35 protein-coding genes and 1 pseudogene are annotated in these 26548 nt (G+C 34.1%); 8 read left to right on the top strand and 28 right to left on the bottom strand.

Features of this window, described 5'->3' with window-relative positions; translation table 11 throughout:
• Window positions 1-5 precede the first annotated feature (5 nt).
• The 24 genes from rplO to rpsL form a co-directional block, all read right to left on the bottom strand.
• Window positions 6-458 (bottom strand): 50S ribosomal protein L15, encoded by a 453-nt coding sequence (rplO, locus tag ACZZZT_RS06405; RefSeq protein WP_463459801.1) that lies wholly within the window; start codon window positions 456-458, stop codon window positions 6-8.
• 11 nt (window positions 459-469) lie between these two features.
• Complete coding sequence (gene rpmD, locus ACZZZT_RS06400; protein WP_017495010.1) at window positions 470-652, bottom strand: 50S ribosomal protein L30; 183 nt, start codon at window positions 650-652, stop codon at window positions 470-472.
• A 12-nt stretch (window positions 653-664) separates the two neighbouring features.
• Entirely contained in the window at window positions 665-1189 is a 525-nt protein-coding gene (gene rpsE, locus ACZZZT_RS06395) for a 30S ribosomal protein S5 (RefSeq protein ID WP_085950926.1), read from the bottom strand.
• Window positions 1190-1192: 3 nt separating this feature from the next.
• Window positions 1193-1543 carry a 50S ribosomal protein L18 gene (gene rplR, locus ACZZZT_RS06390; RefSeq protein ID WP_042565878.1) on the bottom strand — a complete coding sequence of 117 codons (351 nt, stop codon included), beginning with the start codon at window positions 1541-1543 and terminating at the stop codon, window positions 1193-1195.
• 11 nt (window positions 1544-1554) lie between these two features.
• The gene (gene rplF, locus ACZZZT_RS06385) at window positions 1555-2097 is read right to left on the bottom strand and encodes a 50S ribosomal protein L6 (protein ID WP_042565877.1); all 543 of its coding nucleotides are present in this window, start codon (window positions 2095-2097) and stop codon (window positions 1555-1557) included.
• Between the two features lie 18 nt (window positions 2098-2115).
• Entirely contained in the window at window positions 2116-2514 is a 399-nt protein-coding gene (rpsH, locus tag ACZZZT_RS06380; protein WP_007803657.1) for a 30S ribosomal protein S8, read from the bottom strand.
• Between the two features lie 104 nt (window positions 2515-2618).
• Entirely contained in the window at window positions 2619-2888 is a 270-nt protein-coding gene (gene rpsN, locus ACZZZT_RS06375; protein WP_007803655.1) for a 30S ribosomal protein S14, read from the bottom strand.
• Window positions 2889-2891: 3 nt separating this feature from the next.
• Window positions 2892-3443, bottom strand: coding sequence for a 50S ribosomal protein L5 (rplE, locus tag ACZZZT_RS06370; protein ID WP_007803652.1), 552 nt, complete (start codon window positions 3441-3443; stop codon window positions 2892-2894).
• Window positions 3444-3445: 2 nt separating this feature from the next.
• Window positions 3446-3760: a 50S ribosomal protein L24 gene (gene rplX / locus ACZZZT_RS06365; RefSeq protein WP_007803650.1), complete on the bottom strand. Its 315-nt coding sequence runs from the start codon at window positions 3758-3760 to the stop codon at window positions 3446-3448.
• A gap of 11 nt (window positions 3761-3771) precedes the next feature.
• Window positions 3772-4140, bottom strand: coding sequence for a 50S ribosomal protein L14 (rplN, locus tag ACZZZT_RS06360; protein WP_007803649.1), 369 nt, complete (start codon window positions 4138-4140; stop codon window positions 3772-3774).
• Between the two features lie 2 nt (window positions 4141-4142).
• Window positions 4143-4403, bottom strand: coding sequence for a 30S ribosomal protein S17 (rpsQ, locus tag ACZZZT_RS06355; protein ID WP_007803646.1), 261 nt, complete (start codon window positions 4401-4403; stop codon window positions 4143-4145).
• 17 nt (window positions 4404-4420) lie between these two features.
• Window positions 4421-4612, bottom strand: a complete 192-nt coding sequence (rpmC, locus tag ACZZZT_RS06350; protein ID WP_007803639.1) for a 50S ribosomal protein L29 — start codon at window positions 4610-4612, stop codon at window positions 4421-4423.
• A 13-nt stretch (window positions 4613-4625) separates the two neighbouring features.
• Window positions 4626-5051 (bottom strand): 50S ribosomal protein L16, encoded by a 426-nt coding sequence (rplP, locus tag ACZZZT_RS06345; RefSeq protein WP_007803637.1) that lies wholly within the window; start codon window positions 5049-5051, stop codon window positions 4626-4628.
• Window positions 5052-5070: 19 nt separating this feature from the next.
• Window positions 5071-5832 carry a 30S ribosomal protein S3 gene (gene rpsC, locus ACZZZT_RS06340; RefSeq protein WP_007803635.1) on the bottom strand — a complete coding sequence of 254 codons (762 nt, stop codon included), beginning with the start codon at window positions 5830-5832 and terminating at the stop codon, window positions 5071-5073.
• A 5-nt stretch (window positions 5833-5837) separates the two neighbouring features.
• The gene (gene rplV / locus ACZZZT_RS06335; RefSeq protein WP_007803631.1) at window positions 5838-6251 is read right to left on the bottom strand and encodes a 50S ribosomal protein L22; all 414 of its coding nucleotides are present in this window, start codon (window positions 6249-6251) and stop codon (window positions 5838-5840) included.
• A gap of 6 nt (window positions 6252-6257) precedes the next feature.
• Window positions 6258-6536, bottom strand: coding sequence for a 30S ribosomal protein S19 (gene rpsS / locus ACZZZT_RS06330; RefSeq protein WP_012022488.1), 279 nt, complete (start codon window positions 6534-6536; stop codon window positions 6258-6260).
• Window positions 6537-6542: 6 nt separating this feature from the next.
• On the bottom strand, window positions 6543-7367 hold the full coding sequence (gene rplB / locus ACZZZT_RS06325) for a 50S ribosomal protein L2 (RefSeq protein ID WP_007803623.1): 825 nt from the start codon (window positions 7365-7367) through the stop codon (window positions 6543-6545).
• Window positions 7368-7376: 9 nt separating this feature from the next.
• On the bottom strand, window positions 7377-7667 hold the full coding sequence (rplW, locus tag ACZZZT_RS06320) for a 50S ribosomal protein L23 (RefSeq protein WP_017495018.1): 291 nt from the start codon (window positions 7665-7667) through the stop codon (window positions 7377-7379).
• 7 nt (window positions 7668-7674) lie between these two features.
• Entirely contained in the window at window positions 7675-8304 is a 630-nt protein-coding gene (gene rplD / locus ACZZZT_RS06315) for a 50S ribosomal protein L4 (protein WP_041516263.1), read from the bottom strand.
• Window positions 8304-8921 carry a 50S ribosomal protein L3 gene (gene rplC / locus ACZZZT_RS06310; protein ID WP_007803612.1) on the bottom strand — a complete coding sequence of 206 codons (618 nt, stop codon included), beginning with the start codon at window positions 8919-8921 and terminating at the stop codon, window positions 8304-8306. The genes rplD and rplC overlap by 1 nt, the downstream gene beginning before the upstream one ends.
• A gap of 402 nt (window positions 8922-9323) precedes the next feature.
• On the bottom strand, window positions 9324-9629 hold the full coding sequence (rpsJ, locus tag ACZZZT_RS06305) for a 30S ribosomal protein S10 (protein WP_007803605.1): 306 nt from the start codon (window positions 9627-9629) through the stop codon (window positions 9324-9326).
• An 11-nt stretch (window positions 9630-9640) separates the two neighbouring features.
• A complete protein-coding gene (gene fusA / locus ACZZZT_RS06300; RefSeq protein ID WP_042565875.1) occupies window positions 9641-11797 on the bottom strand; it encodes an elongation factor G in 2157 nt (718 codons plus the stop codon).
• 10 nt (window positions 11798-11807) lie between these two features.
• Window positions 11808-12284 (bottom strand): 30S ribosomal protein S7, encoded by a 477-nt coding sequence (gene rpsG / locus ACZZZT_RS06295; RefSeq protein WP_007803600.1) that lies wholly within the window; start codon window positions 12282-12284, stop codon window positions 11808-11810.
• A gap of 22 nt (window positions 12285-12306) precedes the next feature.
• On the bottom strand, window positions 12307-12690 hold the full coding sequence (gene rpsL / locus ACZZZT_RS06290; RefSeq protein ID WP_007136570.1) for a 30S ribosomal protein S12: 384 nt from the start codon (window positions 12688-12690) through the stop codon (window positions 12307-12309).
• A 471-nt stretch (window positions 12691-13161) separates the two neighbouring features.
• On the opposite strand from rpsL, the gene ACZZZT_RS06285 reads away from it, so the two are divergent.
• The 7 genes from ACZZZT_RS06285 (at window position 13162) to ACZZZT_RS06255 (ending at window position 22338) form a co-directional block, all read left to right on the top strand.
• Window positions 13162-14067 carry a BamA/TamA family outer membrane protein gene (locus ACZZZT_RS06285; RefSeq protein WP_463459800.1) on the top strand — a complete coding sequence of 302 codons (906 nt, stop codon included), beginning with the start codon at window positions 13162-13164 and terminating at the stop codon, window positions 14065-14067.
• Window positions 14046-14576 (top strand): ShlB/FhaC/HecB family hemolysin secretion/activation protein, encoded by a 531-nt coding sequence (locus ACZZZT_RS06280; RefSeq protein ID WP_463462387.1) that lies wholly within the window; start codon window positions 14046-14048, stop codon window positions 14574-14576. The genes ACZZZT_RS06285 and ACZZZT_RS06280 overlap by 22 nt, the downstream gene beginning before the upstream one ends.
• A gap of 84 nt (window positions 14577-14660) precedes the next feature.
• On the top strand, window positions 14661-17915 hold the full coding sequence (locus tag ACZZZT_RS06275; protein WP_463459799.1) for a SusC/RagA family TonB-linked outer membrane protein: 3255 nt from the start codon (window positions 14661-14663) through the stop codon (window positions 17913-17915).
• 42 nt (window positions 17916-17957) lie between these two features.
• Entirely contained in the window at window positions 17958-19364 is a 1407-nt protein-coding gene (locus ACZZZT_RS06270) for a SusD/RagB family nutrient-binding outer membrane lipoprotein (protein WP_463459798.1), read from the top strand.
• A gap of 17 nt (window positions 19365-19381) precedes the next feature.
• Window positions 19382-20665, top strand: coding sequence for a hypothetical protein (locus ACZZZT_RS06265; RefSeq protein ID WP_463459797.1), 1284 nt, complete (start codon window positions 19382-19384; stop codon window positions 20663-20665).
• 84 nt (window positions 20666-20749) lie between these two features.
• Window positions 20750-21484, top strand: a complete 735-nt coding sequence (gene rlmB / locus ACZZZT_RS06260; RefSeq protein WP_042565870.1) for a 23S rRNA (guanosine(2251)-2'-O)-methyltransferase RlmB — start codon at window positions 20750-20752, stop codon at window positions 21482-21484.
• A gap of 119 nt (window positions 21485-21603) precedes the next feature.
• Complete coding sequence (locus tag ACZZZT_RS06255; RefSeq protein ID WP_463459796.1) at window positions 21604-22338, top strand: DUF2490 domain-containing protein; 735 nt, start codon at window positions 21604-21606, stop codon at window positions 22336-22338.
• Between the two features lie 2 nt (window positions 22339-22340).
• Here the strand turns inward: ACZZZT_RS06255 and ACZZZT_RS06250 are convergent, their stop codons facing one another.
• Entirely contained in the window at window positions 22341-22850 is a 510-nt protein-coding gene (locus tag ACZZZT_RS06250) for a hypothetical protein (RefSeq protein ID WP_463459795.1), read from the bottom strand.
• A gap of 69 nt (window positions 22851-22919) precedes the next feature.
• Complete coding sequence (locus ACZZZT_RS06245; RefSeq protein ID WP_463459794.1) at window positions 22920-23684, bottom strand: rhomboid family intramembrane serine protease; 765 nt, start codon at window positions 23682-23684, stop codon at window positions 22920-22922.
• Between the two features lie 142 nt (window positions 23685-23826).
• Between ACZZZT_RS06245 and ACZZZT_RS06240 the strand changes: the two genes are divergently transcribed.
• Window positions 23827-25104 carry a replication-associated recombination protein A gene (locus ACZZZT_RS06240; RefSeq protein ID WP_463459793.1) on the top strand — a complete coding sequence of 426 codons (1278 nt, stop codon included), beginning with the start codon at window positions 23827-23829 and terminating at the stop codon, window positions 25102-25104.
• Between the two features lie 15 nt (window positions 25105-25119).
• Here the strand turns inward: ACZZZT_RS06240 and ACZZZT_RS06235 are convergent, their stop codons facing one another.
• Window positions 25120-25860: a hypothetical protein gene (locus ACZZZT_RS06235; RefSeq protein WP_042565865.1), complete on the bottom strand. Its 741-nt coding sequence runs from the start codon at window positions 25858-25860 to the stop codon at window positions 25120-25122.
• Window positions 25861-25862: 2 nt separating this feature from the next.
• Window positions 25863-26548: pseudogene (locus ACZZZT_RS06230) on the bottom strand (YjjG family noncanonical pyrimidine nucleotidase).

Below are 26548 nucleotides of genomic sequence, written 5' to 3'. Positions count from 1 at the left end.
ATAAGTTATATAGTTACAGCTTCTCCTCCAGCAGCTTCAATAGCAGCTTTAGCAGTAGCAGTAAATTTGTGGGCAGTTACTTTTAATTTTGCTTTCAATTCTCCTCTACCTAAAATCTTAACGATTTCATTTTTGGTAGCAAGACGATTTGCTACGAAATCTGTCATTGAAACAGAATCAGTAATCACACCATTGTCTACTAATAATTGAAGCGTATCTAAATTAACACTTTCGTATTCTTTACGATTGATGTTTGTGAAACCAAACTTAGGTACACGTCTTTGAAGTGGCATTTGCCCTCCCTCAAAACCAATCTTTTTAGAATAACCAGAACGAGATTTTGCTCCTTTGTGACCTCTTGCAGAAGTACCACCTTTTCCAGAACCTTCTCCTCTACCTAATCTTTTATTTTGATTGTGTGTTGACCCTTCAGCTGGTTGTAAGTTACTTAAATTCATAACAGTATTTGTTATTTAGCTTCTTCGACAGAAACTAAGTGTTTAACTTTGTTTATCATCCCAAGGATAGCAGGGTTTGAATCATGCTCTACAACTTGTCCCATTTTACGTAGACCTAAAGCTTCCAAACCTCTTTTTTGAGAAAGAGGACAGTTGATTTTGCTTCTTACTTGTTTTACTAATAATTTAGCCATAATTTCCTTGAATTAACCTTTAAAAACTTTTTCTAAAGAAACACCTCTTTGTTTTGCAACAGTATGAGCGCTTCTCATTTGTAATAAAGCATCAAAAGTTGCTTTCACTACGTTATGAGGATTTGATGATCCTTGAGATTTAGATAATACATCGTGAATACCTACTGATTCAAGAACTGAACGAACAGCTCCACCAGCAATAACTCCTGTACCATGAGAAGCAGGAATTAAGAATACACGTGCACCACCAAATTTACCTTTTTGTTCGTGAGGAACAGATTGTCCATTCAAAGGAATTTTTACTAAATTTTTCTTAGCATCTTCTACTGCTTTCGCAATTGCTTCAGAAACGTCTTTAGATTTTCCTAATCCGTGACCAACTACTCCGTTTTCATCACCTACAACTACAATAGCAGAAAAACCGAAAGCTCTACCACCCTTTGTAACTTTAGTAACACGATTAACACTTACCAGACGATCTTTAAGTTCAAGACCACTTGGTTTTACCAATTCTACATTTTTGTATTTAGACATAATATATTAGAATTTAAGTCCAGCCGCTCTTGCGCCTTCTGCTAATGATTTAATACGACCGTGATATAAATAACCACCTCTATCAAAAGTGATTGTATCAATCCCAGCTTTTAACGCTTTCTCTGCAACTAATTTTCCAACAGCAGCAGCGATTTCAACGTTAGTACCTTTTCCTATTTCTTTTTCTCTTGAAGATGCAGCTAATAAAGTAACTCCATTTACGTCATCAATAAGTTGAGCGTAAATTTCTTTGTTACTTCTAAATACAGATAGTCTTGGGTTAGTAGCAGTACCACTAATCGATTTTCTAATTCTGAATCTAATTCTCTGTCTTCTATCAGATTTTGTTAATGACATAATCTTATTTTTTAAGCTGATTTACCTGCTTTTCTTCTTAATACTTCACCCACAAATTTAACTCCTTTTCCTTTGTACGGCTCAGGCTTACGGAAACCTCTGATTTTCGCAGCAACCTGTCCTAAAAGTTGTTTATCAAATGATGTTAATTTTACGATAGGGTTTTTACCTTTTTCAGATATTGTTTCTAATGCAACTTCCGGAGCAATTTCCAAAACAATATTGTGAGAATATCCAAGAGCTAAATCTAACTTTTGACCTTGGTTTGAAGCTCTATATCCAACTCCAACTAATTCAAGTTCTTTTGTAAAACCTTCAGATACACCAATTATCATATTATTGATTAATGATCTGTATAATCCGTGTTTTGCTCTTTGGTCTTTATGATCAGACGATCTTTCTAATAGAACTTGATCGCCTTCAACTTTTACAGTAATGTCCGAAAACTCCTGAGTTAGTTGACCTTTTTTTCCTTTTACCGTAACGATACCGTCTTTAACTTCAACAGTTACACCAGCAGCGATTACAATTGGGCTTTTACCTATTCTTGACATCTTATTTAGTCTTTAAAATTAGTATACGTAACAAATTACTTCACCACCTACATTTAATTGCTTAGCTTGTTTTCCAGTCATCAAACCTTTTGATGTAGAAACAATCGCAATTCCTAATCCGTTAAGGATTCTTGGTAATTTGGCAGCACCTGCGTATTTACGTAAACCAGGTTTACTAATTCTTTGGATATCTTTAATTACAGGCTCTTTAGTATCTTTATCATACTTCAAAGCGATTTTGATTGAACCCTGAACAGTGTTGTCCTCAAATTTGTAACTCAAGATATAACCTTGATCAAATAAGATCTTAGTTATTTCTTTTTTTAGATTAGAAGCTGGAATTTCAACAACTTTGTGGTTTGCAGCCACAGCGTTACGAACTCTAGTCAAATAATCTGCAATAGGATCTGTATACATATGTATTTGATTGCGATTATGGTTTTCGGGAGATACCCATCTCCCGAACCTTTAATCAATTAAAATTATTTTTTGGTTTGCAAAAGTACTAACTTATTGCGAGATTACCAAGACGCTTTTTTAACTCCAGGAATTAACCCATTATTAGCCATCTCACGGAAAGTTACACGTGAAATACCGAATTGACGGATATAACCTCTTGGTCTACCTGTTAACTTACAACGATTGTGTAAACGAACTGGTGAAGCATTTTTAGGTAATTTTTGTAAACCTTCAAAATCTCCAGCTTCTTTCAAAGCTTTTCTTTTCTCAGCATACTTTGCTACCGTTTTTTCTCTCTTAACCTCACGGGCTTTCATTGATTCTTTAGCCATGTCTTAATTCTTTTTAAAAGGTAATCCTAATTCAGCCAATAATGACTTTGCTTCCTTGTCTGTTTTTGCAGTAGTAACAAATGTAATATCCATTCCTGAAATTTTGTTTACTTTGTCAATATCAATTTCAGGGAAAATGATTTGCTCTAAAACTCCAAGATTGTAATTACCTCTTCCGTCGAAACCAGTAGCTTTGATACCACTAAAATCTCTAACGCGTGGTAAAGCAGAAGTAACAAGTCTATCTAAAAACTCATACATTCTTTCACCACGTAAAGTAACTTTTGCTCCAATAGGCATCCCTTTTCTCAATTTAAAAGACGCAACGTCTTTCTTTGAAATTGTAGATACTGCTTTTTGTCCAGTGATCTTTGTTAACTCATCAACTGCATAGTCAATAAGTTTTTTATCAGATACAGCTGCACCAACTCCACGGCTCAAAACGATTTTTTCAAGTTTTGGAACTTGCATCACGTTTGTATATCCGAATTCCTCTTTAAGAGCAGAGATTACTCTACTCTTATATTCTTCTTTTAGTCTAGGTGTATATGCCATTACTATAGTACTTGATTAGATTTTTTTGAAAATCTTACTTTCTTATCTCCTTCTACTCTAATACCAACTCTAGTTGTTTCCTTAGTTTTAGGATCAATTAGTGAAATGTTAGATATTTGTATAGAAGCTTCTTTCTTAACGATACCACCTTGAGGGTTTTTAGCACTTGGTTTTGTATGTTTCGAAACCATGTTTACACCTTCAACTATCGCTTTATTTTTCTCACGGTAAACACGTAAAACTTTACCTTCAGCACCTTTATGGTCTCCAGCAATAACTCTTACGATATCTCCTGATTTTATTTTTAGCTTTATCATCTTAAAACGAATTAAAGCACTTCTGGTGCTAATGATACAATTTTCATGAATTGTTTTTCACGAAGTTCTCTTGCTACCGGACCAAAAACACGAGTTCCTCTCATTTCCCCTGCAGCGTTCAAAAGAACACATGCATTATCATCGAAACGGATATAAGAACCATCAGCTCTTCTCACTTCTTTTTTGGTACGTACAACAACTGCAGTTGAAACAGCTCCTTTTTTAACGTTACCGTTAGGAGTTGCATCTTTAATAGATACTACAATCTTGTCACCAACAGAGGCATACCTTCTTTTGGTACCTCCTAAAACACGGATAGTTAAAACTTCTTTTGCTCCCGTGTTATCTGCTACTTTTAGTCTTGATTCCTGTTGTACCATAATTATTTAGCTCTTTCTAAGATTTCAACTAATCTCCAACATTTTGTTTTACTTAAAGGACGCGTTTCGCTAATTCTTACAGTATCTCCAATGTTACAGTCGTTTGTTTCGTCGTGTGCAACGTATTTCTTTGTTTTCAACACGAACTTACCGTATAATGGGTGTTTTACTTTTCTTACTTCAGCAATAACAATAGACTTATCCATTTTATTTGAAGTAACAACACCTATTCTTTCTTTTCTTAAATTTCTTTTTTCTTCCATCTTTCAGCAGAATACAATTATTGTAACTCTCTTTTAGTTAACTCTGTAGCTAATCTTGCAACTGTTCTTCTTACACTTCTAATCTGAAGTGGGTTCTCAATTGGAGAAATAGCGTGAGCCATTTTTAGGTCAGCATATATTTTCTTAGTTTGACTAAGTTTTTCTTGCAACTCCGCTGCAGAAAGATCTTTTATTTCTGATTGTTTCATAATATAAATTTAATTATGCTTCGAAATCTCTAGCAACGACGAATTTAGTTTTCACTGGAAGCTTTTGAGCTGCAAGACGTAAAGCCTCTTTTGCAACTGATAAAGGAACTCCTCCAACTTCAAACATAATTCTTCCGGGTTTAACAACGGCAGCCCAATATTCAACGGCACCTTTACCTTTACCCATACGTACCTCAAGAGGCTTCTTAGTAATTGGTTTGTCTGGAAATATTTTGATCCATAATTGTCCTTCTCTCTTCATGAAACGAGTTGCAGCAATACGTGCAGCTTCGATTTGACGAGACGTTAAGAACATTCCATCTTCATGTACAGATTTAATACCAAACATTCCATTAGAAAGTTCATGCCCTCTTTGAGAGTTACCTTTCATTTTACCTTTCTGTACCTTACGGTATTTTGTTCTTTTAGGCTGTAACATTTTTCTTTAGTTTAAAAATTTACTTTCTTTTACGAGCGTCTGGTTTACCACCTTTATTAAAGGGCTTTCTGTCTCCTCTAGGAGAATCACCACCTTTACCACCACCAGTTCCAGATTGTTTTTTATCCATTCCTGCAAGTGGAGAAAGATCTCTCTTTCCATAAACTTCACCTTTCATGATCCATACTTTGATACCCATTCTACCATAAGTAGTATGAGCTTCAGCCAAAGCATAGTCAATATCAGCTCTGAAAGTTGATAGAGGAATTCTACCTTCTTTGAAACCTTCTGAACGTGCCATCTCAGCACCATTCAAACGACCAGAAATCAAAACTTTGATACCTTCAGCGTTCATACGCATAGAAGCAGCAATAGCCATTTTGATTGCACGTCTGTAAGAAATACGGCTTTCGATTTGACGAGCGATGCTTGTCGCCACAAGATAAGCATCTAATTCAGGTCTTTTAATTTCAAAGATGTTGATTTGAACCTCTTTGTCAGTAACTTTCTTAAGTTCTTCTTTTAACTTGTCTACCTCTTGTCCGCCTTTTCCGATAATGATACCAGGTCTTGCAGTAGTGATAGTAACGGTTACAAGTTTCAAAGTTCTCTCGATGATTACTTTTGATACACTAGCTTTTGATAAACGAGCGTGGATATACTTTCTGATTTTGTGATCTTCGGCAAGTTTATCACCGTAATCATTTCCACCATACCAGTTTGAGTCCCACCCTCTGATGATACCAAGTCTATTTCCAATTGGATTTGTCTTTTGTCCCATGCTGCTTAAGAATTGCTTTGTGTGTTATTGATAGCTCCAAGCACGATTGTTACGTGGTTAGAACGTTTTCTTATTCTGTGTGCACGACCTTGTGGAGCTGGACGAAGTCTTTTCAACATCATTCCACCATCTACTCTGATCTCTTTAACAAATAATCCAGCTTCTTCTAAATTACCTTCACTATTTTTTTGCTCCCAGTTGTTGATTGCTGATAATAATAGTTTTTCTAATTTTCTTGAAGCCTCTTTAGAACTAAATCTTAAGATGTTAAGTGCTCTTTCTACCTTCTGACCTCTTACCAAGTCCGCTACTAAGCGCATTTTTCTAGGTGAAGTAGGGCAGTTATTCAATTTTGCGAAAGCAATAGACTTATTAGCCTCTTTTCTCGCATCTGCTGTTTCTCTTTTACGAACTCCCATTGCTTCTTATTTTTTACCTTTATTTTTTGCTCCAGCATGACCTCTAAAAGATCTAGTTGGTGAAAACTCTCCTAATTTGTGACCTACCATGTTTTCTGTTACGTAAACTGGTACAAATTGACGACCGTTATGAACTGCGATAGTTTGTCCAACGAAATCTGGAGTAATCATAGAAGCTCTAGACCAAGTCTTTACTACACTATTTTTACCACTTTCTACGTTTTCCTGAACTTTCTTGTCTAACTTATAATGAACGAAAGGTCCTTTTTTTAATGAACGTGCCATATCTTATTATTTCTTTCTACGTTCTACGATATACTTGTTACTCGGGTTTTTCTTAGAACGAGTTCTATAACCTTTTGCTGGTATTCCATTTCTTGAACGTGGATGTCCACCAGAAGAACGTCCTTCTCCACCACCCATTGGGTGATCAACAGGGTTCATTGCAACAGGTCTTGTTCTAGGTCTTCTTCCTAACCATCTTGTTCTACCTGCTTTACCAGATACAACTAATTGGTGGTCTGAATTAGAAACAGCTCCAATTGTAGCCGAACAAGTTAACAAGATTAATCTTGTTTCACCAGATGGCATTTTAATTGTAGCATATTTTCCATCTCTTGCCATTAATTGAGCAAATGTACCAGCTGAACGAGCGATTACCGCACCTTGACCTGGACGTAACTCAATACAAGAGATAACAGTTCCTAAAGGAATTCTGCTTAAAGGCAATGTATTACCAATTTCAGGTTGAGATTCCGGACCAGAAACTAATTTCTGACCAACTTTCAATCCGTTTTGAGCAATAACGTATGTTTTCTCTCCATCAGCATAAGCTAATAAAGCGATAAATGCAGTACGATTTGGATCATATTCGATTGATTTCACTGTAGCCGGAATTCCGTCTTTAGTTCTTTTGAAATCAATAATACGATATCTCTGCTTGTGACCACCACCCGTATAACGCATGGTCATCTTTCCTTGACTATTTCTACCTCCAGAGTTTTTTATCGGCGCTATCAAAGAGCGTTCCGGCTTATCAGTTGTAATGGCGTCATAACCATTCACAACTCTAAATCGCTGACCTGGGGTAATAGGTTTTAATTTTCTTACTGACATTTTTCTATCTTAGATATTGTTGTAAAAATCAATTGTTTCTCCTTCTTGTACTTGAACAATCGCTTTTTTAATTGCATTTGTCTTTCCACTGATTAAACCACTTTTAGTGTATTTTGTAGTTCTATCCGGTCTTACGTTCATCGTGTTAACTGAAACGATAGTTACTCCATAAGCAGCTTCAACAGCTTTCTTAATTTGAACTTTGTTTGCTTTTTTGTCAACAACGAATCCGAAGCGGTTTAAAACTTCACTTTCTTTGGTTACTTTTTCCGTTACTATAGGTCTAATTATGATGCTCATATTCCTATTATTTACTTAAATTTTCTTCGATTAACTCCAAAGAACCTTCTAAAAGCACTAAATTATTAGTGTTTAAAATAGCGTAAGTGCTTAATTCTGAGCTAGTTACGACATTAGAAGCCTTTAAATTGCGTGACGACAAATATACATTTTTATTTGACTCTCCCAACACAAATAGAGATTTTTTGTTATCTAACCCTAAAGCTTTCAAAACGTTAATGAAATTTTTAGTGTTTGGAGTTTCAAAATTAAAGTCCTCAAGAACGATAATATTTGACTCTTTTGCTTTGATTGAGAAAGCTGATTTTCTTGCCAATCTTTTCAAGCTTTTATTCAATTTAAATGAATAACTTCTTGGTCTTGGTCCGAAAATTGTTCCACCACCTTTAAACAATGGATTTTTGATACTTCCCGCACGAGCTGTACCAGTTCCTTTTTGTTTTTTAATCTTACGTGTACTTCCAGTCACTTCAGCTCTTTCTTTAGCTTTGTGAGTTCCTTGTCTTTGATTAGCAAGATATTGCTTAACATCAAGGTATACAGCGTGATTGTTTGGTTCAATTGCGAATACTGAATCAGAAAGTTGAACTTTTCTTCCAGTATCTTTTCCGTTGAAATCTAATACTTTTACTTCCATTACTTCTGAATGATTACATAAGAGTTTTTATGTCCAGGAACACATCCTTTAATAACAAGCAGGTTCTTTTCAGCAACCACTTTTAAAACTCTAAGGTTTTGAACTTTTACATTGTCTCCTCCCATTCTTCCAGCCATACGCATTCCTTTGAATACTCTAGATGGATAAGAAGAAGCTCCCACAGAACCTGGCGCTCTTAAACGGTTGTGTTGACCATGAGTTGCTTGTCCAACACCACCAAATCCGTGACGTTTAACAACCCCTTGAAAACCTTTACCTTTAGATACACCTTGTACATCTACAAATTCTCCTTCAGCAAAAATAGAAACATCAATAAGATCTCCTAATTTTTGTTCAGTTGCAAAATCTTGAAATTCAACGACTTTTTTCTTAGCAACAGTTCCAGCTTTTTTAAAGTGACCTAAAGCCGCTTTAGTGGAATGTTTCTCGTTTTTGTCATCGAAACCAAGTTGCAACGCTTCGTACCCGTCAACACCTTTGGTTCTGACTTGGGTAACAACACACGGCCCAGCCTCGATTACTGTACAAGGAATATTTTTCCCGTTTTCGTCGAAAATACTAGTCATGCCGATTTTTTTACCAATTAACCCAGACATAAATATTAATTATTAATTACTAAAATTCCCTTCAATTTGAAAATAACAGAAATTTCCAAACAGGGAGTGCAAAAGTATACATTAAAATTGAATATACCAAACGGTTATAAAAATTAAATAGCTCATAATCAAAATCAAAGCATCAATCTGGTCATCACCTATATTTTATTTCATTAAAAAAACAAAACCCACCTTTTTAACCCACAACAACATTTAACTTAACAATTACTTAATCAGCTAAACAAAAAACATCGCTAACGCCCTAAATTCAAGACACTTCAACAAAAACAGAAATAATTCACCAAAATAAACATCTCGAAAAAATTACCCATGAAAACTTTTGTCCACAAAAAAAGCGAGACATTTCTGTCTCGCTTTTTATATGTAAAATATAATAAAAAATTATACTTTTATTTCTACTTCAACTCCACTTGGCAATTCAAGTTTCATTAATGCATCAATAGTTTTAGATGAAGATGAATAAATATCAATCAATCTCTTGTATGACATTACTTCAAATTGCTCTCTCGCTTTTTTGTTAACGTGCGGAGAACGTAACACAGTGAAAAGTTTTTTGTGAGTTGGCAACGGAATTGGACCTGTTACAACTGCTCCAGTAGTTTTTACTGTTTTTACGATCTTTTCAGCAGACTTATCCACCAACATGTGATCGTAAGATTTTAGTTTTATTCTGATTTTTTGACTCATTTTCTTAAGAATTAAGCGTTACCTTTTGCTTTTTTAATTACAGCTTCTGAAATATTAGAAGGTGTCTCTGCATAGTGAGAAAACTCCATTGTTGAAGTTGCTCTACCAGAAGATAATGTTCTTAATGTTGTTACATATCCAAACATTTCTGATAAAGGCACATCAGCTTTAATAGTCTTAGCACCGTTTCTGTCACCCATGTCATTAACCTGACCTCTACGACGGTTGATATCACCTACGATATCCCCCATGTTTTCTTCAGGAGTAATAACCTCCATTTTCATGATTGGTTCCAAAATAATCGCACCAGCAGCTTTAGCCACTTCTCTATAACCCATTCTAGCAGCTAATTCAAAAGAAAGAGCATCAGAATCGACAGGGTGGAAAGATCCATCCGTCAAAGTTACTTTTAAACTATCCACTTGATAACCTGCCAATGGACCAGTTTTCATAGCTTCACGGAAACCTTTTTCTACAGAAGGGATATATTCCTTAGGAACGTTACCACCTTTTACTGCATTAATAAACTGTAATCCTACAGGAACCTTACCATCAACTTCGTCAGCTGGCTCAAGTGTAAATACGATATCACCGAATTTACCACGACCTCCTGATTGTTTCTTATAAGTTTCTCTATGTGTAGCAGTTCTTGTAAACGCTTCTTTATATTCAACTTGAGGCTCACCTTGGTTAACTTCAACTTTAAATTCACGTTTCATACGATCTACCAAGATATCTAAGTGAAGCTCACCCATACCAGAGATAATAGTTTGCCCTGAAGCCTCATCCGTTCTAACAGTAAATGTTGGATCTTCTTCAGCTAATTTAGCCAAAGCCATACCCATTTTATCAACGTCAGCTTTAGTTTTAGGCTCAATTGCAATACCAATTACCGGCGCAGGGAATTTCATAGACTCAAGAATGATTGGGTGTTTTTCATCACACAATGTATCTCCAGTTTTAATATCTTTAAATCCAACAGCAGCTCCAATATCTCCAGCCTCAATATATTCGATTGGATTTTGTTTGTTAGCGTGCATTTGGTAAATACGAGAAATTCTTTCTTTGTTTCCTGAACGAGTGTTCAAAACATAAGAACCAGCATCTAAACGACCAGAGTAAGCACGGAAGAAAGCTAAACGACCTACGAATGGGTCAGTAGCAATTTTAAATGCTAAAGCAGCGAACGGCTCTTTCACATCTGGCTTACGCAAGATTTTAGTTTGATCTTCTTCTAACAACTCAGCATCATCAGGATGAATTCCTTCTATACCTTCTTTATCCATTGGAGAAGGCAAGTATTTACATACCGCATCCAACATGAATTGAACTCCTTTGTTTTTGAAAGAAGAACCAGCAATCATAGGAATGATAGCCATGTCCATAGTTGCAGCTCTAAGAGCGTTGTTGATTTCTTCTTCTGTGATAGAATCTGGATTCTCCATATACTTATCAAGCAAGTTTTCATCATAGTCAGCAACTGCTTCAATAAGGATATCTCTGTACTCTTTAACTTCAGCAACCATATCAGCAGGAATTTCAACAATATCAAAAGTCGCCCCTTGAGTTGCATCATGCCAAATGATAGCTTGGTTTTTTACTAAATCCACAACACCTTTGAAATCATTTTCTTCACCAATTGGCAAAGTGATCGCAACAGCATTTGACTTCAACATATCACGAACTTGTTGACAAACTGCCAAAAAGTTAGATCCTTGACGGTCCATTTTATTAACGAATCCCATACGTGGAACTCTATATTGATCTGCAAGTCTCCAGTTAGTTTCTGATTGCGGCTCAACACCATCAACAGCACTAAACAAGAAAACCAATCCATCAAGAACACGCAAAGAACGATTTACCTCTACAGTAAAATCAACGTGTCCAGGAGTATCAATAATATTAAAGTGATAAGGCAATGAGTTTGGTAAAATTTTACCTTGCTCAGTTGGAAAATTCCACTCACAAGTTGTAGCAGCAGAAGTAATTGTAATACCTCTTTCTTGCTCTTGTGCCATCCAGTCCATTGTTGCAGCACCATCATGTACTTCACCAATTTTATGTGACTTTCCAGTATAAAAAAGGATACGCTCAGTTGTTGTTGTTTTACCAGCATCAATGTGAGCAGCAATTCCGATATTTCTTGTATATTTTAAATCTCTAGCCATTTCTTACGAATTAAAATCTAAAGTGAGAGAAAGCTTTATTAGCCTCTGCCATCTTGTGAGTATCCATTCTTTTCTTAACCGCAGCACCTTCTTCTTTAGCAGCAGCTAAACATTCTGACGCTAAACGTTGTGCCATAGATTTTTCATTTCTTCTTCTAGAATAAAGTATCAACCACTTCATTGCCATAGAAATTTTTCTGTCTGGTCTAATTTGCATTGGAATTTGAAATGTAGCTCCACCTACTCTACGACTACGTACTTCTACGTGAGGCATAACGTTTGTTAAGGCATCTTTCCAAATTTCTAATGAAGATTTTTCTGAATCTTGCTTTTTAGACTCAATGATGTCAATTGCATCATAAAATACTTTGAAAGCTGTAGATTTCTTACCGTCCCACATTAAGTTATTCACAAAACGTGTTACCAATTGGTCGTTAAACCTCGGATCTGGTAAAAGTGGTCTTTTCTTTGCCGCTCTTTTTCTCATGTCTTTTTCTTAAAAGTTTAAATTACTTTTTTGCTTCTTTTGGGCGTTTAGCACCGTACTTAGATCTTCTTTGCGTTCTTCCTGCAACTCCTGACGTGTCAAGCGCTCCACGAACGATATGATATCTAACACCTGGTAAATCTTTTACCCTTCCGCCTCTAACTAATACTATCGAGTGCTCTTGTAAATTGTGTCCTTCTCCAGGGATGTAAGCATTTACCTCATTACCATTTGTCAAACGTACACGCGCAACTTTACGCATTGCAGAGTTTGGTTTTTTTGGTGTAGTAGTGTAAACACGCGTACAAACCCCTCTTCTTTGAGGACAAGAATCTAAAGCAACCGATTTACTCTTCTTAGTTATCTGAGTTCTTCCTGTTCTTACTAATTGTTGAATTGTTGGCATAATTAATACTAAAAATTTATTATGTATATTAAATTCCCGCTTTTTACGGGGTTGCAAATGTATAAAATAATTTTCACTATACAAACGTTAATTCATTAATTTTCAATAACATTATTTAAGCTTAAACTTTTACAAACAAATAATAGATATTTGCAATACTTTTAATAAATGAAACAATTGCCCTTGAAACAGTTATTCCAAATATTTATTTTTTACCTTATAAGCATCCCAAGTTATGCACAAAACTTTAATTTAAAAATAAACGGCACAAATACAGTTGAAAATAAAATTATAGATTCATTAAACTATTCTGCAAAACATCCAAATTTAAAATCCTTATTAAACGAGATAAAAAACACCTCAGAAAAGCTCGCGAAAAAAGGTTTTCTTGACAATAAAATACTAGAAACCAAAAACATAAATGATAGCTCTTACACCTCAATTATTGAACTAAAAAAACGAATAAAAGAGATGCATATATATATAGGTATAAATAATTCGTTTTTTAATTTTCAAAAAACAGGAAACGACACCATAATTCTTCCTTATGAAGAAGTAGAAAACTACCTCAATCAAAAAATAAATGATGCGGAAAAAGCCGGTTATGCACTAACAAAAATTAATCTTGAAAATATTCGAAGAAAGAATTTAATAATTTATGCTGACTTAAATTTTAAATCCGAAAAAAAACGCGAACTAAATTCCATTATTCTAAATTATACAAATAACACAGGTAAGGATATTTTTCCCAAAGGTCATCTAAAACAACTTAATAAAAAATACATCAACAGGACTTTTAATCAGGAAACGGTAAAAGAACTTTACATTGAAATAAATAATTTTGAATTCATAACTCAGACAAAATATCCCGAAATTCTATTCACTCAGGACTCAACCAAAATCTACGCATATATTCAAAAAAGAAAAGCAAACACATTTGATGGATATATCGGTTTTTCGAATGATGAAAACAAAAAGCTAAATCTCAATGGTTATGTTGATATTACTTTACAAAACATACTTCATTCAGGAGAAAAGTTCTCATTGTACTGGAAAAGTGATGGCAACCAACAAAAAACATTCAATACAAAATTAGAAATCCCATACATCTTTAATTCTTCACTTGGAATTAAAGCTCAATTAAACATCTTTAAGCAAGACAGTACTTTTCAAAATACAAAAACCGCTATTGATTTAGGATACTTTATAAATTACAATTCCAGAATATATATTGGTTATCAATCAACAGAATCAAGCGATATTCAAAACACAAACAACACGACAATTAGCGACTATAAAAATTCATATATCACTACTTCTTTCGATTATAAAAAAACAGATATATCCAATAATTTATTTCCAAAAAAGCAGTTCTAAATCTCATTTTTGGATATGGGAAAAGAGACACAAACAACAATCCGGAAACCGCTGAATCAAGCAAACAATTTTACACAAACATAAACTTATCATACAATTTTGAACTAAACGAAAAGAATTTCATTAACATAAATTCACAAAATTTTTATCTTAACAGTAAAAATTACATTTCAAACGAATTATTTCGTTTTGGAGGAATGAATTCAATTCGAGGTTTTTTAGAAAATAGTTTGCAAGCAAATTTCAACGCTTTAATTCTTACAGAATACAGATATATTCCCTCAAAAAGTCTATATGTTAATTCTATTATTGATTATGGTCTATATCAAGACCTCACAACTAATACAAATCAAAATAAAGTAAAAAAATTAATAGGAATCGGAATTGGGACCGGAATACAAACGGCAAATGGTTTATTAAAAATTACTCTTACAAATGGAGCAGAAAACGCAAGTGAACTACAATTATATAACACTATCATAAACATATGTTATAATGTTAAATTTTAATGTTTAACAAAAAAAGATTTTTATTTATTAGGAAAGTTAACAAATTATTAAGAGTTTTGCGATACTAATTCAAAATATTTAAAAATGAAACTAAAGTTCAATGGATTCTTAGTGCTTTTATTAGTACTAGTGGCGCAACTAACTTTTGCGCAAGAAAGAGCTGTTTCAGGAATTGTTACTGATAATGCAGGTATGCCTTTGCCAGGTGTAAGTGTATTAGTGAAAGGAACAAAATCCGGAACGCAAACTGATTTTGATGGTAAATATTCTATCAAAGCATCAACAAGCCAAATTTTGGTATTTAGCTACATCGGGATGAAAACTCAAGAAGTAGCTGCAAGTTCATCAAGCGTTAATGTAAAATTAGCAGGAGATGCACAAGAACTTGAAGGTGTTGTAGTAACAACAGCTTTAGGTGTTAAAAGAGAGAAAAAATCTCTTGGTTATGCAACTCAGGAATTAAAAGGAGGAGATTTAAAATCTGGAACTTCAAGTGGAAACTTCTTAAATGAACTTTCTGGTAAAGTTGCGGGTGTTAACGTTAGAAGAAACACCAACTTTGGTGGATCTACAAGTGCTATCTCTCGTGGTGTTAAAGCTATCAACCAAAGTAATGAGATGCTTATCGTTATTGATGGTATGCCAATTAACAATGCAAACAATACTAATGACGGTACTACAGCTCAATCTAGAGGAGCTCAAGGTTATGACTACGGAAATAATGGTATGGATATTAACCCAGAAGATATCGAAAGTGTGAACGTATTGAAAGGTGCTGCTGCATCTGCATTATACGGATACTTAGCTGGTAACGGGGTATTAATGATTACTACTAAAAAAGGTAGAGCTAAAAAAGGTCTTGGAATCACTGTTTCTTCTGAAGTAGTTTCTGGTTCACCAGACAAAGATACTTTCGTTAAATACCAAAAACAATATGGTGCTGGTTACGGAGGTTCTTTCGGAGAGCAAGATATTGATGGAGACGGAATCGATGATTTAGTAGTTGCTATGGGAGACGATGCTTCTGTAGGAGATGCTTTTGATCCAAGTTTAAACGTTTACCAATGGGATGCTTTCTCAAACTATCCTGGAAACAATAACTATGGAAAACAAACTCCATGGACAGGTGCTAAAAACGATCCAAACGCATTCTTTAAAAATTCTTTATCATTAGTAAACAGTATCTCATTCGAAGATGCTAACGAAAAAACTAATTTAGTTTTCAACTATTCAAATACTAATCAAACAGGTATTTTACCAAATAGTGAATTAAAGAAAAACAACTTCAGTTTAAAATTAAATCACCAATTTACTGACAGATTATCTCTTAGTACTTTTGCTAACTTCTCTAATCAGGCTACTACAGGTAGAAACATGACTGGATATAGCGACAACTTAGTATCTGGTTTCCGTCAATGGTGGCAAACAAACGTAGACTTGAAACAATTAGAGCAAGCCTACAATGCTTCAGGTGGACAAAACATTACATGGAACAGACTTTCTGCTTCTAATGGTTTCCCTGCATACTGGAACAACCCTTATTTTGACCGTTACAAAAACTATCAAAATGATAGCAGAAACCGTTTCGTAGGTTATGCTAACTTTACTTACAAAATTGCTGAATGGGTTTCTGCAACTGCAAAAATCTCTACAGATTCATATTCTGAAATTCGTGAAGAAAGATTAGCTGTTGGTTCAGTTGGTAAAACTTTCGGTATTAACGCATTCAACGAAACTTCAGGTTACCAACGTTACAACGGTAACTATTCTGAACAAAACTATGATTTGTTATTGAACTTCAAAAAGAACTTCGGTGAAAACTGGAACTTAACTGGAGTTGCCGGTGGAACTGTAAGAAGAAACTATTTCAATCAAATTACTGCTTCAACTGAAGGTGGACTTATCATCCCAGGACTTTATAGCTTAGATAATTCAGTTTCTGGTAGCCCTTTCCCTTACGAAAGAGAAACTAAAACTGGAGTAAACAGTTACTTCGTTTCTGCTTCTGTTGGATTTATGGATCAATTTTTCGTTGATGCTACATCAAGAAGAGATGCTTTCTCTCAATTACCAGAAGGAAACAACTCATTATTCAGTAACTCTGTTTCAGGTAGCTGGGTTTTCACTAAAAACATTAATGCTAGCTGGTTAACATTTGGTAAATTAAGAGGAGGTTACTCTGAAAGCCCACTTGGAACTCCAACATTGGCTTTAGTTGATACATATGAAAAAATCAACTCTTTCAATGGACAACAACAATACTCTGTAAACATTACAAAAAACAATCCAGACTTAGAGCCAATTAAAACTAAAACACAGGAGATTGGTCTTGAGATGCAATTCTTAAACAAAAGAGTTGGATTTGACGTGAGTTTATACAAAAACGTGAATGATGGTGAGGCTATTCCTGTACCTTATTCTACAGCTACTGGTAACTCAACTCGTTACGTAAATGCTGCAACAATTGAAAACAAAGGTATCGAGGTTCAATTTAATGCTACTCCAATCAAAACAAATAACTTTGCTTGGGATATTACTGTAAACTGGTCTAAAAATGACAATACTGTAACGGCATTAGCTGATGGTGTATCTAACTTACAAGTTGGTGGTTCATACCCTGGAGGTGTAACATTAAATGCTGTAGTTGGACAACCTTTTGGAATCTTAAAAGGAACAGATTACACTTACACTGCTGATGGTCAAAAAGTGATCAACCCAGCAACAGGAAGATACGTAATCAACACATCTACAAACAACATTATTGGAGATATTAACCCTGATTGGATTGGTGGTCTTCGTAATAAATTCACATACAAAAGTCTTTCTTTCAGTTTCTTAATTGACATGAAAAAAGGAGGAGATATTTTCTCTACTGACCAATGGTACGGTGTAGGAACAGGTTTATCTGAGTCTACAGTTGGTAACAACGATTTAGGCCTTCCTAAAAGAAATAGTTTAGCTAATGGTGGTGGTGTGATCCTTCCTGGTGTTTATGCTGATGGAACTCCAAACACTACTAGAACTGCTTACTCTTCTGGTGGAGCAATTGTAAATAGTTATTCTGGTGGACCAAGAAGTCAATATGTTTACGATGCTGGTTTTATTAAATTAAGAGAAGTACAAATTACTTATACTTTACCATCTTCATTAGTACAAAAAATAAAATTAGTTGATGCAAAAATCTCACTTGTTGGATCTAACTTATGGATAATAGACAAAGATCTTCCAGAAGCTGACCCGGAAAGTGGATTAGGATCTAACATTGGATCTTCAGGTTTATCTATCGGATCTTTACCAACCACTAGAAACATTGGTTGCAACTTAACAATAAAATTCTAAGCTATGAAAAATAGACTTCTTATATTAATACCGCTTTTATCTTTGTTTGCATCATGTACTGATGACATTACAGGATTAAACACGGACACAAAACGTCCAACTTACACCGAAGCTAATTACTTATTTACTAATGCAGAACATGCAATGGTAGACCAGGTAACAAGTACTTCTGTTAACTTTAATGTTTTCAGATTACTTGCTCAACAATGGACTGAAGTTCAGTACCCACAAGAAAGCCAGTATGACCTTACAGGACGCACTATTCCAGATACCCATTGGACAACTTATTACCGTGATGTTTTAAGAGATTTCAAAGAAGCAAAAAGTATTTTAGTTGAGCAACAAGCTAGTGCTACACCGGAAGATTTAGCTATTATCAACAATAAAATTGCGATCATTGATATCTTAACTGCATATTCATATGGTATTTTAGTTGATACTTTTGGAGATATTCCTTATACTGAAGCTTTAGATATTGTTGCTTTTCCTCAACCTAAATATGATGATGCTCAAACAATCTACAAAGATCTTATCTCAAAATTAACTACTGCATCACATGCATTAGATACTGACGCAGATAGCTTTGGTGATGCTGATTTAATTTATCACGGAGACGCAGCATCATGGGTAAGATTCGCTAATTCATTACGTTTAAGAATGGCAATTAATATGGATGATGTTGATCATGCATATGCTACTACAGAAGCTGCAGCTGCTATTGCTGATGGTTTAATTTCTTCAAGTGCACAAGGAACTTATATGACTTACGCTGCTACTCAACCAAATGCTAACCCATTATATGTTGATTTAGTTGCATCTGGACGTTTTGACTTTATACCTGCTGATACATTTGTAAATAGATTAAATGCACTTGCTGATCCTAGAAGATCTAAATACTTCACAGAGTACCCAGCTGGTTCAGGATTATACAAAGGTGGAGAATATGGAGCAATTAATGTTTATGATAATTTCTCTCATCTTACTACTACAATACAAGACCCTACTTATCCAGGAGTTTTATTTACTTATTCAGAAGTTCAATTTCTATTAGCTGAAGCTGTCGAAAGAGGTCTTACCACTGGAAGTGCATCAACATACTACAATGCTGGTATTACAGCATCTATGCAGGATTGGGGTGTTGCATCTGCTGATATTTCAGCTTATTTAGTAACAGTACCTTATGATAGTACTACCTGGAAACAAAAAATTGGAGAACAATCATGGATTGCTTTATACAATAGAGGTTTTGAAGCTTGGACAGTATATAGAAGATTAGATTATCCAGCTTTACAAGTACCTACTATAACTTATGGTGATATCACTTCTGTTCCAAAACGTTATTCATATCCTAACAGAGAACAAACGCTTAATGCTGCTAGTTTAGAAGCTGCAGTTGCTAAATTGGGTAACAATGCAATTACTTCTAAAGTTTTCTGGGATAAATTCTAATACTTAATAATACAAATATGAAAAAATATATAAAACAAATTGCTACGTTCGCATTAATTGCAGCTATGGCATCTTGTTCATCAGATGATGATGTAGATTACACATCTGTGGGAGGTAATGCAGTCCCAAAGGCTTCAATTACACGTTTGGACAGAAATTTCGATTTACCTATTACAATTTACACAAAAGAAGGTGTAACGGCTACTAAAATTGAAATTTACAAAAATGCAGCTGAAACTACTTCTGACCCAACTGTACTTGGAGCTAAAGTTTCTGATGCTACTATAAAAGCTGATGGAACTGCTACATTTAACACTTCTACACTAGGAAGTTTTGATGTATTCCCTGTAACCGTTGATGGTGAGATAGTTTTACAAGGTAAAACTGGAACATTTCCATTAGTTGTCGTTTCAACTTATTCTGATGGATCAACTACAAGAGCAATATACACACTTACTGTAGGAAAAGGAATTGTTTGGAAAGTACTTGATGCTGATGGTTTACCTAAAACAACTAGCGCTTCAAGCGGAGTTAGTAGTGTAAAATATTTAGACCCTACACCTGTTAACATTTATTATGCAACTGCAAAAAATGGTAGCACTGTAATTGATAAAGTAGAAGCTGAATGGTCTTTTGATGATGGTGAAACTTTTTCTACAATTCCAGGATTGACACCTTCAACAACTACTCAAACTATTAACTTAGCTGGTTTAGATTATGTTGGCGCAGGAGTAGAAGCTAATGATGAAGTAGTTTTCAGATTCACTGTAACTGCTGGAACACAAACTGACGTAATTACTACAAAAATCACATATGCTGATCAAGTATTTGACGCTTCTAAAGGTGGTACTCTTTCTAATTCTGATACTACAAGTCAATTTAGTTTTGCAGATGGATTAAACTACGATAGTGCTGGTACAGCAAATGCTGAAATTACTTTTGTAGCACCATTTGGATTCAAAAGAACTAGTGATGATGTTAGAGTAGAGTTTGTTAGAACTCCACTAGATTTTAATACCACTAATTTATTTGAAGCTGAAGCTGCATATAAAAGTGGTACTAAATTGTCACAAGTAACTAATTTAGATACTAATGACACTGTTCTATACAAAATCACTAGAAATGTAAATTTAGGAACTACAGCAAAACCTAATTGGCAAGATGTAACATACTACGGATTAATAAAAATCACAGATGATGTTGCTGGTGCTACTAGTCAAAAATTATCATTCTCTTACCAAGAGGGAGTATTATATCAAAAACCGGCAACAACTCCTGTCGTTATTGAAACTGCTCCTTAAATAAAAAACATTCTTCACAGAACTAAAACCACCGGCATATGCTGGTGGTTTTTTTTATATAAACATTATACCTATATTTGCTTCATGGAAAAAGAACATCAAATATTTGGAATTAGAGCCATTATAGAAGCAATTCAGGCGGGAAAAGAGGTAGACAAAGTATTCATCCAAAAAGAAATTTCTGGAGAATTAATGAAAGATTTAATGAAAGTGATGAAACGCGCCAACATTAATTTCTCTTATGTTCCTGTAGAAAAATTAAACAGATTAACTCCAAATAACCATCAAGGTGCGGTTGCAACAATCTCGCCAATAGGTTTTATTGATTTAGAACATCTTGTAGAATCGACTATCGAATCTGGTGCAAAACCATTATTTTTAATATTAGATCAAATTTCTGATGCGCGTAATTTCGGTGCTATCATCAGAACTGCTGAATGTACTGGTGTAAATGGAATCATTGTTCAAAAAGCAGGTTCTGCTCCTGTAAACGGAGACACAGTTAAAACCTCTGCGGGTGCAGTTTTCAATGTTCCGATTTGTAAAGTTGAACATATTAAAGATGCCATATTCTATTTACAAGGTTCCGGAATCAAAACTATAGCAGCCACTGAAAAAACAGATCAAAACATCTATGATTTATCTTTGAACGAACCATTAGCAATTATTATGGGATCAGAAGACAGAGGTATAAATCCTTCTGTACTAAAAATTGTTGATGAAAAAGCAAAGCTGCCAATGTTTGGCACAATTGGATCATTAAATGTATCAGTTGCTTGTGGAGCATTTTTATATGAAACTGTACGTCAAAGAAGTTAAAATTGATTTAGAATTTAAGATGCCAAAATAAATATTTAAACTATTACTTGATGTCTTCCAAATCTGCTCAGAACATATCAATAAAAAAACTTTGCTGCACAATTGCAACATTTTTGATCATGAGCATTGGTTACTCTCAAACAAAAACTTATGACCAGTCGTGGAATGAAATTCAATTCAACAGAACTATAAATGACAAATGGTCTACTGAAATAAATTTAGGAAGCTCATATAGTAGTACAGAAACATCATCCAATATCTTTCAAAACAACATTCAACGATCTTTTAGAGGATGGGGGCATTATTATCTGTCTCCACGTTGGAAACTTTCAACATTTTTGGCTTATTACGACAACAAAGATGTACCGGAAATAGGGCAATTTAAATCTCCTGAATGGAGATTTGCTCTACAAGGAATATACTATTTCCATAAAACGGGATATACGCTAAGCACAAGAATGAGAATAGAACTTCGTCATATGAAAAATGGAGATGACGATTATGAAAATGTCCTCAGATACCGCCAACAGATAAAATACATTCAACCCATCAATAGTAAGATTCTTCGGGAAGGTGTTATTTATGCTGTTGCTTCTGACGAGTTATTCTTTAAATCCGGAACTAAAGTTACAGGTCTTAGTTTTTTTGATCGTAACAGACTGATTTTAGGTGCGGGATATTTATTTACAGATGATATACAAATAGAATTGGCGTATGCAAATGATTATCTTCCGAGAGATGATGAAAATCAGATTGTAAATGCAGCATCACTAACACTTACTTTTAATAATCTTTTTAAAAAGCTAAATAAAAAATTATTACATAAAAACGAATCCAATTCAAATGAAGATTAGCACTACTTCTCCCTTTCTTTCTTTAGGAAGCAATTCAATTGTTCAATTATAGCATTCTTATGTAATTTAAATTTATAGCTTCTAACAAATTCTGTTCCTTCCATATTAATTTCTGCCACCAAGGCCTGCAGCTTAGAAAAAGCCTCAATATCTTTGTCATCTATTAAATATAAAACCTGCATTATTGAGTCATTTTCCCTGTATTGCGTATCATAATGCGCAACCTTGTACGGCTTATTATCTGCCAGGTGAATAATGAGGTCTTTTTTAATTTTTTTGCCTTCTTTCTTAGGAGGAAAAGGTGTTGGTTGCAAAGCAATAAAATAATGTTCTTTATCAGTTACGATATTAATTTTTAATGATTTTGATTTAGTAAAGTAAAATACTGAAGGTTCAAAATAATACAACATTGTTCCATCAGCCAATACCTTATTTTTTACATCGCATTGCGCAATCATTTTTGTACTAATTAGAACGACTAAAAAAACTATTGCAAAATTTATCTTTTTCATAATCTGGCAAATAAAATTAAAAATCATCTGAACAAAAATAATCATTTAATTTAAACCAGACATTTCTATTTAATTTTTATCATCTGATTCTGTTCTAGTTACAGTATAATTAACTAAAACATCTGAATTAAAATAGGTAGAAATAATTTCAGATTCTTCTTCAATCTTTTCAGTATTAACAAAATTTCCATTTTCATCAAAATGCTTCATGAAAGGATCATCTTCCGGGTTAAAATCTGGTTTTTGCCAATCATAAACAATCGACTTTGTATATTCCGGGGCTTTATAAAATAATGTTAGCACAAATCCTGTAATAAAACCAGCCAAGTGTCCTTCCCATGAAATAGACGCATCAACATCCGGGAAAACATACCAGATCATTCCGCCATAAAGCAATACTACTGCAAAAGAAAGAGCAACTAATCTATAATATTTTGTTTGTATACCTTTAAAAAAAATAAAAGAGACCAAAACATAAATTAATCCGCTGGCTCCAATATGATAATTGGTTCGACCAATAATCCAGGTAATTAAACCTGAAAACAAAATCCCATAAGCAATTACCGAAAAAGATTGTTTTGGATAAAAAAATTGCAAAGCCGCAAGTAATACAAAAAGCGGAATTGAGTTATTATATAAATGGCCTAAGTTTTCATGGATAAAAGGGCTAAACAAAATGCCTTGTAAACCTGAAACATCACGAGGATAAATTCCATACTGATAAAAATCAAAATCAAACCGAATCTGAATCCAATAAATAATCCATAAGAAAAGCACAAACAAAACAGGCAATCCAACAACGGCAGTAGAAAAGTTAAAATGATTGTCTTTCATATATATCAAACAATTGGTTTTATGTTGCAACATCAAAAAACTATCCAAATACAATTTACTGATAATTTGTCAGCTAGCCTTTGTTATGATTTGTAACCCTTTAAAACTATAAAATTTAAATTGAAAATAGTAATTTTACAAAATGGAAGCACCTTTAGCAGAGCGTATTCGCCCACAGAAATTAGAAGATTACATTAGTCAGAGTCATTTGGTTGGACCAAACGGATCATTGACGCAACAAATTTCAAAAGGAATTATTCCCTCTTTAATATTTTGGGGACCACCCGGGACAGGAAAAACGACTTTAGCACAAATTATTGCTCAGGAATCAAAACGTCCGTTTTATATTTTGAGCGCAATAAATTCTGGCGTAAAAGACATTCGCGATGTTATCGAAAAAGCAAAACAAAGCGGTGGACTATTTACTGCTAAAAACCCTATTTTATTTATCGATGAGATTCACAGATTTAGCAAATCTCAACAAGATTCACTTTTGGCAGCAGTCGAAAAAGGCTGGATAACACTTATTGGCGCTACCACAGAAAACCCAAGTTTTGAAGTAATTCCCGCATTATTATCACGCTGTCAGGTTTATATTCTAAATGCTTTTACAAAACAAGACTTAGAAGCACTATTGCATCGTGCCATGAAAACGGATGTAGAATTAGCCTCAAAAAACATTATTTTAAAAGAAACCGAAGCCCTACTTCGTCTTTCTGGTGGTGACGGTCGTAAACTATTAAATATTTTCGAGCTCGTAGTTAATGCATCTGCAAGTGAAGAAATTATTATAACAAATGATCGTGTTTTTGAATTGGTTCAGCAAAATACCGTTCTGTATGACAAAACCGGAGAACAGCACTATGACATTGTTTCTGCATTTATAAAATCAATTCGCGGAAGCGACCCAAACGGAGCAGTATATTGGTTGGCACGAATGATTGAAGGTGGCGAGGATGTTAAATTTATCGCCAGAAGAATGCTTATTTTATCCAGCGAAGATATTGGAAACGCAAATCCGACCGCTTTTATAATGGCAAATAATACTTTTCAGGCTGTTTCTACTATTGGATATCCTGAAAGCCGAATTATATTAAGTCAATGCGCAATTTACCTTGCAACTTCTCCAAAAAGTAATGCTTCATATATGGCAATTGGAAATGCACAACAGTTAGTAAAACAAACCGGGGATTTACCTGTTCCTATTCACTTACGCAATGCTCCAACAAAATTAATGAAAGAATTAGGATATGGCGAAGATTATAAATACTCACATGATTATGCCAACAATTTTGCCGAACAGGAATTTTTGCCAGATGCTATAAAAGAAACGGTTCTTTACAATCCGGGAAGCAATTCAAGAGAGAATAGCAACCGCGAATTTTTAAAGAACCGCTGGAAAGATAAATATGGTTATTAAACCAAATTTTATATTTTAAAACTTAACTGATATTTTTTCAGAAACTAATTTGTCATTTTGATAAAACTCAAAATACCATTGATTATCTTTTGCATTTAATGTTCCCTGCACCCCATCTTTTATAGCAATAAAAGAATCTGGTCTGGATGTTTTTAGCAGCTTCATAACCACTTTTGGTGTTTTATCAATTAATTGATAACCATTTTCTGTTGGTTGTGCGTAAAGTAAATTCGGATCAGAAGTATCTGCCACAGGAGTTGTTGCAACAGCGACAGTTTCAACTGGAACCGAAGCTACTGCAGGAGTCCCTTTAGAAGAACTTGTAATTGTTTTACCGCTATATTTATAATGTAATTTATTTACAGATAAAAAAGCCTGATCAAGACTTTCTTTGTAAGCTACCTCATATTCTTTTTCCTTGCTTTTCCCAATTTCAGAAGTATAAATTACTTTTCCGTAACAATCTTTAAATTCTAAGTAAAGCTTTGTTACTAAAAAACCATTGTCTTTTTTTACATCAATATATAAAAGCTGACAGCGATCACCATATTCAGCAGGAACATCCTCGTTTGTATAATAAGCAGGAAAACCTGCTTTAAGCAAATTAGACTTAGTCATTGTTGACAATCTGTATTGATTTTCTGTTCTAAGGAAATCATATTTCAATGGCACAATTACAGCTTTATAATCGTTAACTGATTGCGAAAATCCAACGACAGAAATTAAGAGAGTAACCAGCAAAAATTTAATTTTCATAGTTATAAATATTTTTTTAGTTCTAATAAATGATTTACTTGTTTAATATTTTGGGGAGCTTCTATTTTTTTATCATTAAAAAAATAGCATCAAGTCCCGCATTTAGCGCTCCGTTAACATCTGCATCCAGACAGTCACCAATCATAATACAATTTTCTTTTGAAGCCTGAGCCACATTAACTGCATAATCAAAGATAATACTATTTGGCTTTTTAACACCAGCTAATTCAGAATTTGTAATTGTCATGAAATAGCCAGATAATAATGCATTATTGATTTTTTTATCCTGAACATTTGCGAAACCATTTGTAATGATATGCAATTTGTATTTAGGTTTTAAGTATTCCAAAACCTCAATTGCTCCGTCAAATAAGTGATTGTTATCTGTGAGAGTCTCGATATAATCATTTGCAATTTGATCTATATCTTTGTCTGACACTTCAATATTTAAGGCATCAAAAGAAAATTTTAATCTATTATAACGTAATTCCTGATGCGTAATTTTATCATGTTGATACAATTTCCAGCACGCCTGATTTATTGGCATATACTTTTCGATAAAATCCGCAATTTTTACATTTGAAAATCGCTCCTTAAAAATTCGATCAAAAGCTAATTCAGAATTCTTATCAAAATCCCAAAGTGTATGATCTAAATCAAAAAAAATGTCAGTTATATGCGTATTCAT

The sequence above is a fragment of the Flavobacterium sp. AC274 genome (genome assembly GCF_979258275.1).
This window is presented reverse-complemented; position numbering and strand designations above follow the sequence as displayed.

Coding starts and splice junctions, on each gene's coding strand:
- rplO (WP_463459801.1), bottom strand. CDS start 458: ATGAATTTAAGTAACTTACAACCAGCTGAAGGGTCAACACACAATCAA.
- rpmD (WP_017495010.1), bottom strand. CDS start 652: ATGGCTAAATTATTAGTAAAACAAGTAAGAAGCAAAATCAACTGTCCT.
- rplR (WP_042565878.1), bottom strand. CDS start 1,543: ATGTCATTAACAAAATCTGATAGAAGACAGAGAATTAGATTCAGAATT.
- rplF (WP_042565877.1), bottom strand. CDS start 2,097: ATGTCAAGAATAGGTAAAAGCCCAATTGTAATCGCTGCTGGTGTAACT.
- rpsH (WP_007803657.1), bottom strand. CDS start 2,514: ATGTATACAGATCCTATTGCAGATTATTTGACTAGAGTTCGTAACGCT.
- rpsN (WP_007803655.1), bottom strand. CDS start 2,888: ATGGCTAAAGAATCAATGAAAGCCCGTGAGGTTAAGAGAGAAAAAACG.
- rplE (WP_007803652.1), bottom strand. CDS start 3,443: ATGGCATATACACCTAGACTAAAAGAAGAATATAAGAGTAGAGTAATC.
- rplX (WP_007803650.1), bottom strand. CDS start 3,760: ATGATAAAGCTAAAAATAAAATCAGGAGATATCGTAAGAGTTATTGCT.
- rplN (WP_007803649.1), bottom strand. CDS start 4,140: ATGGTACAACAGGAATCAAGACTAAAAGTAGCAGATAACACGGGAGCA.
- rpsQ (WP_007803646.1), bottom strand. CDS start 4,403: ATGGAAGAAAAAAGAAATTTAAGAAAAGAAAGAATAGGTGTTGTTACT.
- rpmC (WP_007803639.1), bottom strand. CDS start 4,612: ATGAAACAATCAGAAATAAAAGATCTTTCTGCAGCGGAGTTGCAAGAA.
- rplP (WP_007803637.1), bottom strand. CDS start 5,051: ATGTTACAGCCTAAAAGAACAAAATACCGTAAGGTACAGAAAGGTAAA.
- rpsC (WP_007803635.1), bottom strand. CDS start 5,832: ATGGGACAAAAGACAAATCCAATTGGAAATAGACTTGGTATCATCAGA.
- rplV (WP_007803631.1), bottom strand. CDS start 6,251: ATGGGAGTTCGTAAAAGAGAAACAGCAGATGCGAGAAAAGAGGCTAAT.
- rpsS (WP_012022488.1), bottom strand. CDS start 6,536: ATGGCACGTTCATTAAAAAAAGGACCTTTCGTTCATTATAAGTTAGAC.
- rplB (WP_007803623.1), bottom strand. CDS start 7,367: ATGTCAGTAAGAAAATTAAAACCTATTACCCCAGGTCAGCGATTTAGA.
- rplW (WP_017495018.1), bottom strand. CDS start 7,667: ATGAGCATCATAATTAGACCTATAGTAACGGAAAAAGTAACCAAAGAA.
- rplD (WP_041516263.1), bottom strand. CDS start 8,304: ATGGAAGTAAAAGTATTAGATTTCAACGGAAAAGATACTGGAAGAAAA.
- rplC (WP_007803612.1), bottom strand. CDS start 8,921: ATGTCTGGGTTAATTGGTAAAAAAATCGGCATGACTAGTATTTTCGAC.
- rpsJ (WP_007803605.1), bottom strand. CDS start 9,629: ATGAGTCAAAAAATCAGAATAAAACTAAAATCTTACGATCACATGTTG.
- fusA (WP_042565875.1), bottom strand. CDS start 11,797: ATGGCTAGAGATTTAAAATATACAAGAAATATCGGAATTGCTGCTCAC.
- rpsG (WP_007803600.1), bottom strand. CDS start 12,284: ATGAGAAAAAGAGCGGCAAAGAAAAGACCACTTTTACCAGATCCGAGG.
- rpsL (WP_007136570.1), bottom strand. CDS start 12,690: ATGCCAACAATTCAACAATTAGTAAGAACAGGAAGAACTCAGATAACT.
- ACZZZT_RS06285 (WP_463459800.1), top strand. CDS start 13,162: ATGCATATATATATAGGTATAAATAATTCGTTTTTTAATTTTCAAAAA.
- ACZZZT_RS06275 (WP_463459799.1), top strand. CDS start 14,661: ATGAAACTAAAGTTCAATGGATTCTTAGTGCTTTTATTAGTACTAGTG.
- ACZZZT_RS06265 (WP_463459797.1), top strand. CDS start 19,382: ATGAAAAAATATATAAAACAAATTGCTACGTTCGCATTAATTGCAGCT.
- rlmB (WP_042565870.1), top strand. CDS start 20,750: ATGGAAAAAGAACATCAAATATTTGGAATTAGAGCCATTATAGAAGCA.
- ACZZZT_RS06255 (WP_463459796.1), top strand. CDS start 21,604: ATGAGCATTGGTTACTCTCAAACAAAAACTTATGACCAGTCGTGGAAT.
- ACZZZT_RS06250 (WP_463459795.1), bottom strand. CDS start 22,850: ATGAAAAAGATAAATTTTGCAATAGTTTTTTTAGTCGTTCTAATTAGT.
- ACZZZT_RS06245 (WP_463459794.1), bottom strand. CDS start 23,684: ATGAAAGACAATCATTTTAACTTTTCTACTGCCGTTGTTGGATTGCCT.
- ACZZZT_RS06240 (WP_463459793.1), top strand. CDS start 23,827: ATGGAAGCACCTTTAGCAGAGCGTATTCGCCCACAGAAATTAGAAGAT.
- ACZZZT_RS06235 (WP_042565865.1), bottom strand. CDS start 25,860: ATGAAAATTAAATTTTTGCTGGTTACTCTCTTAATTTCTGTCGTTGGA.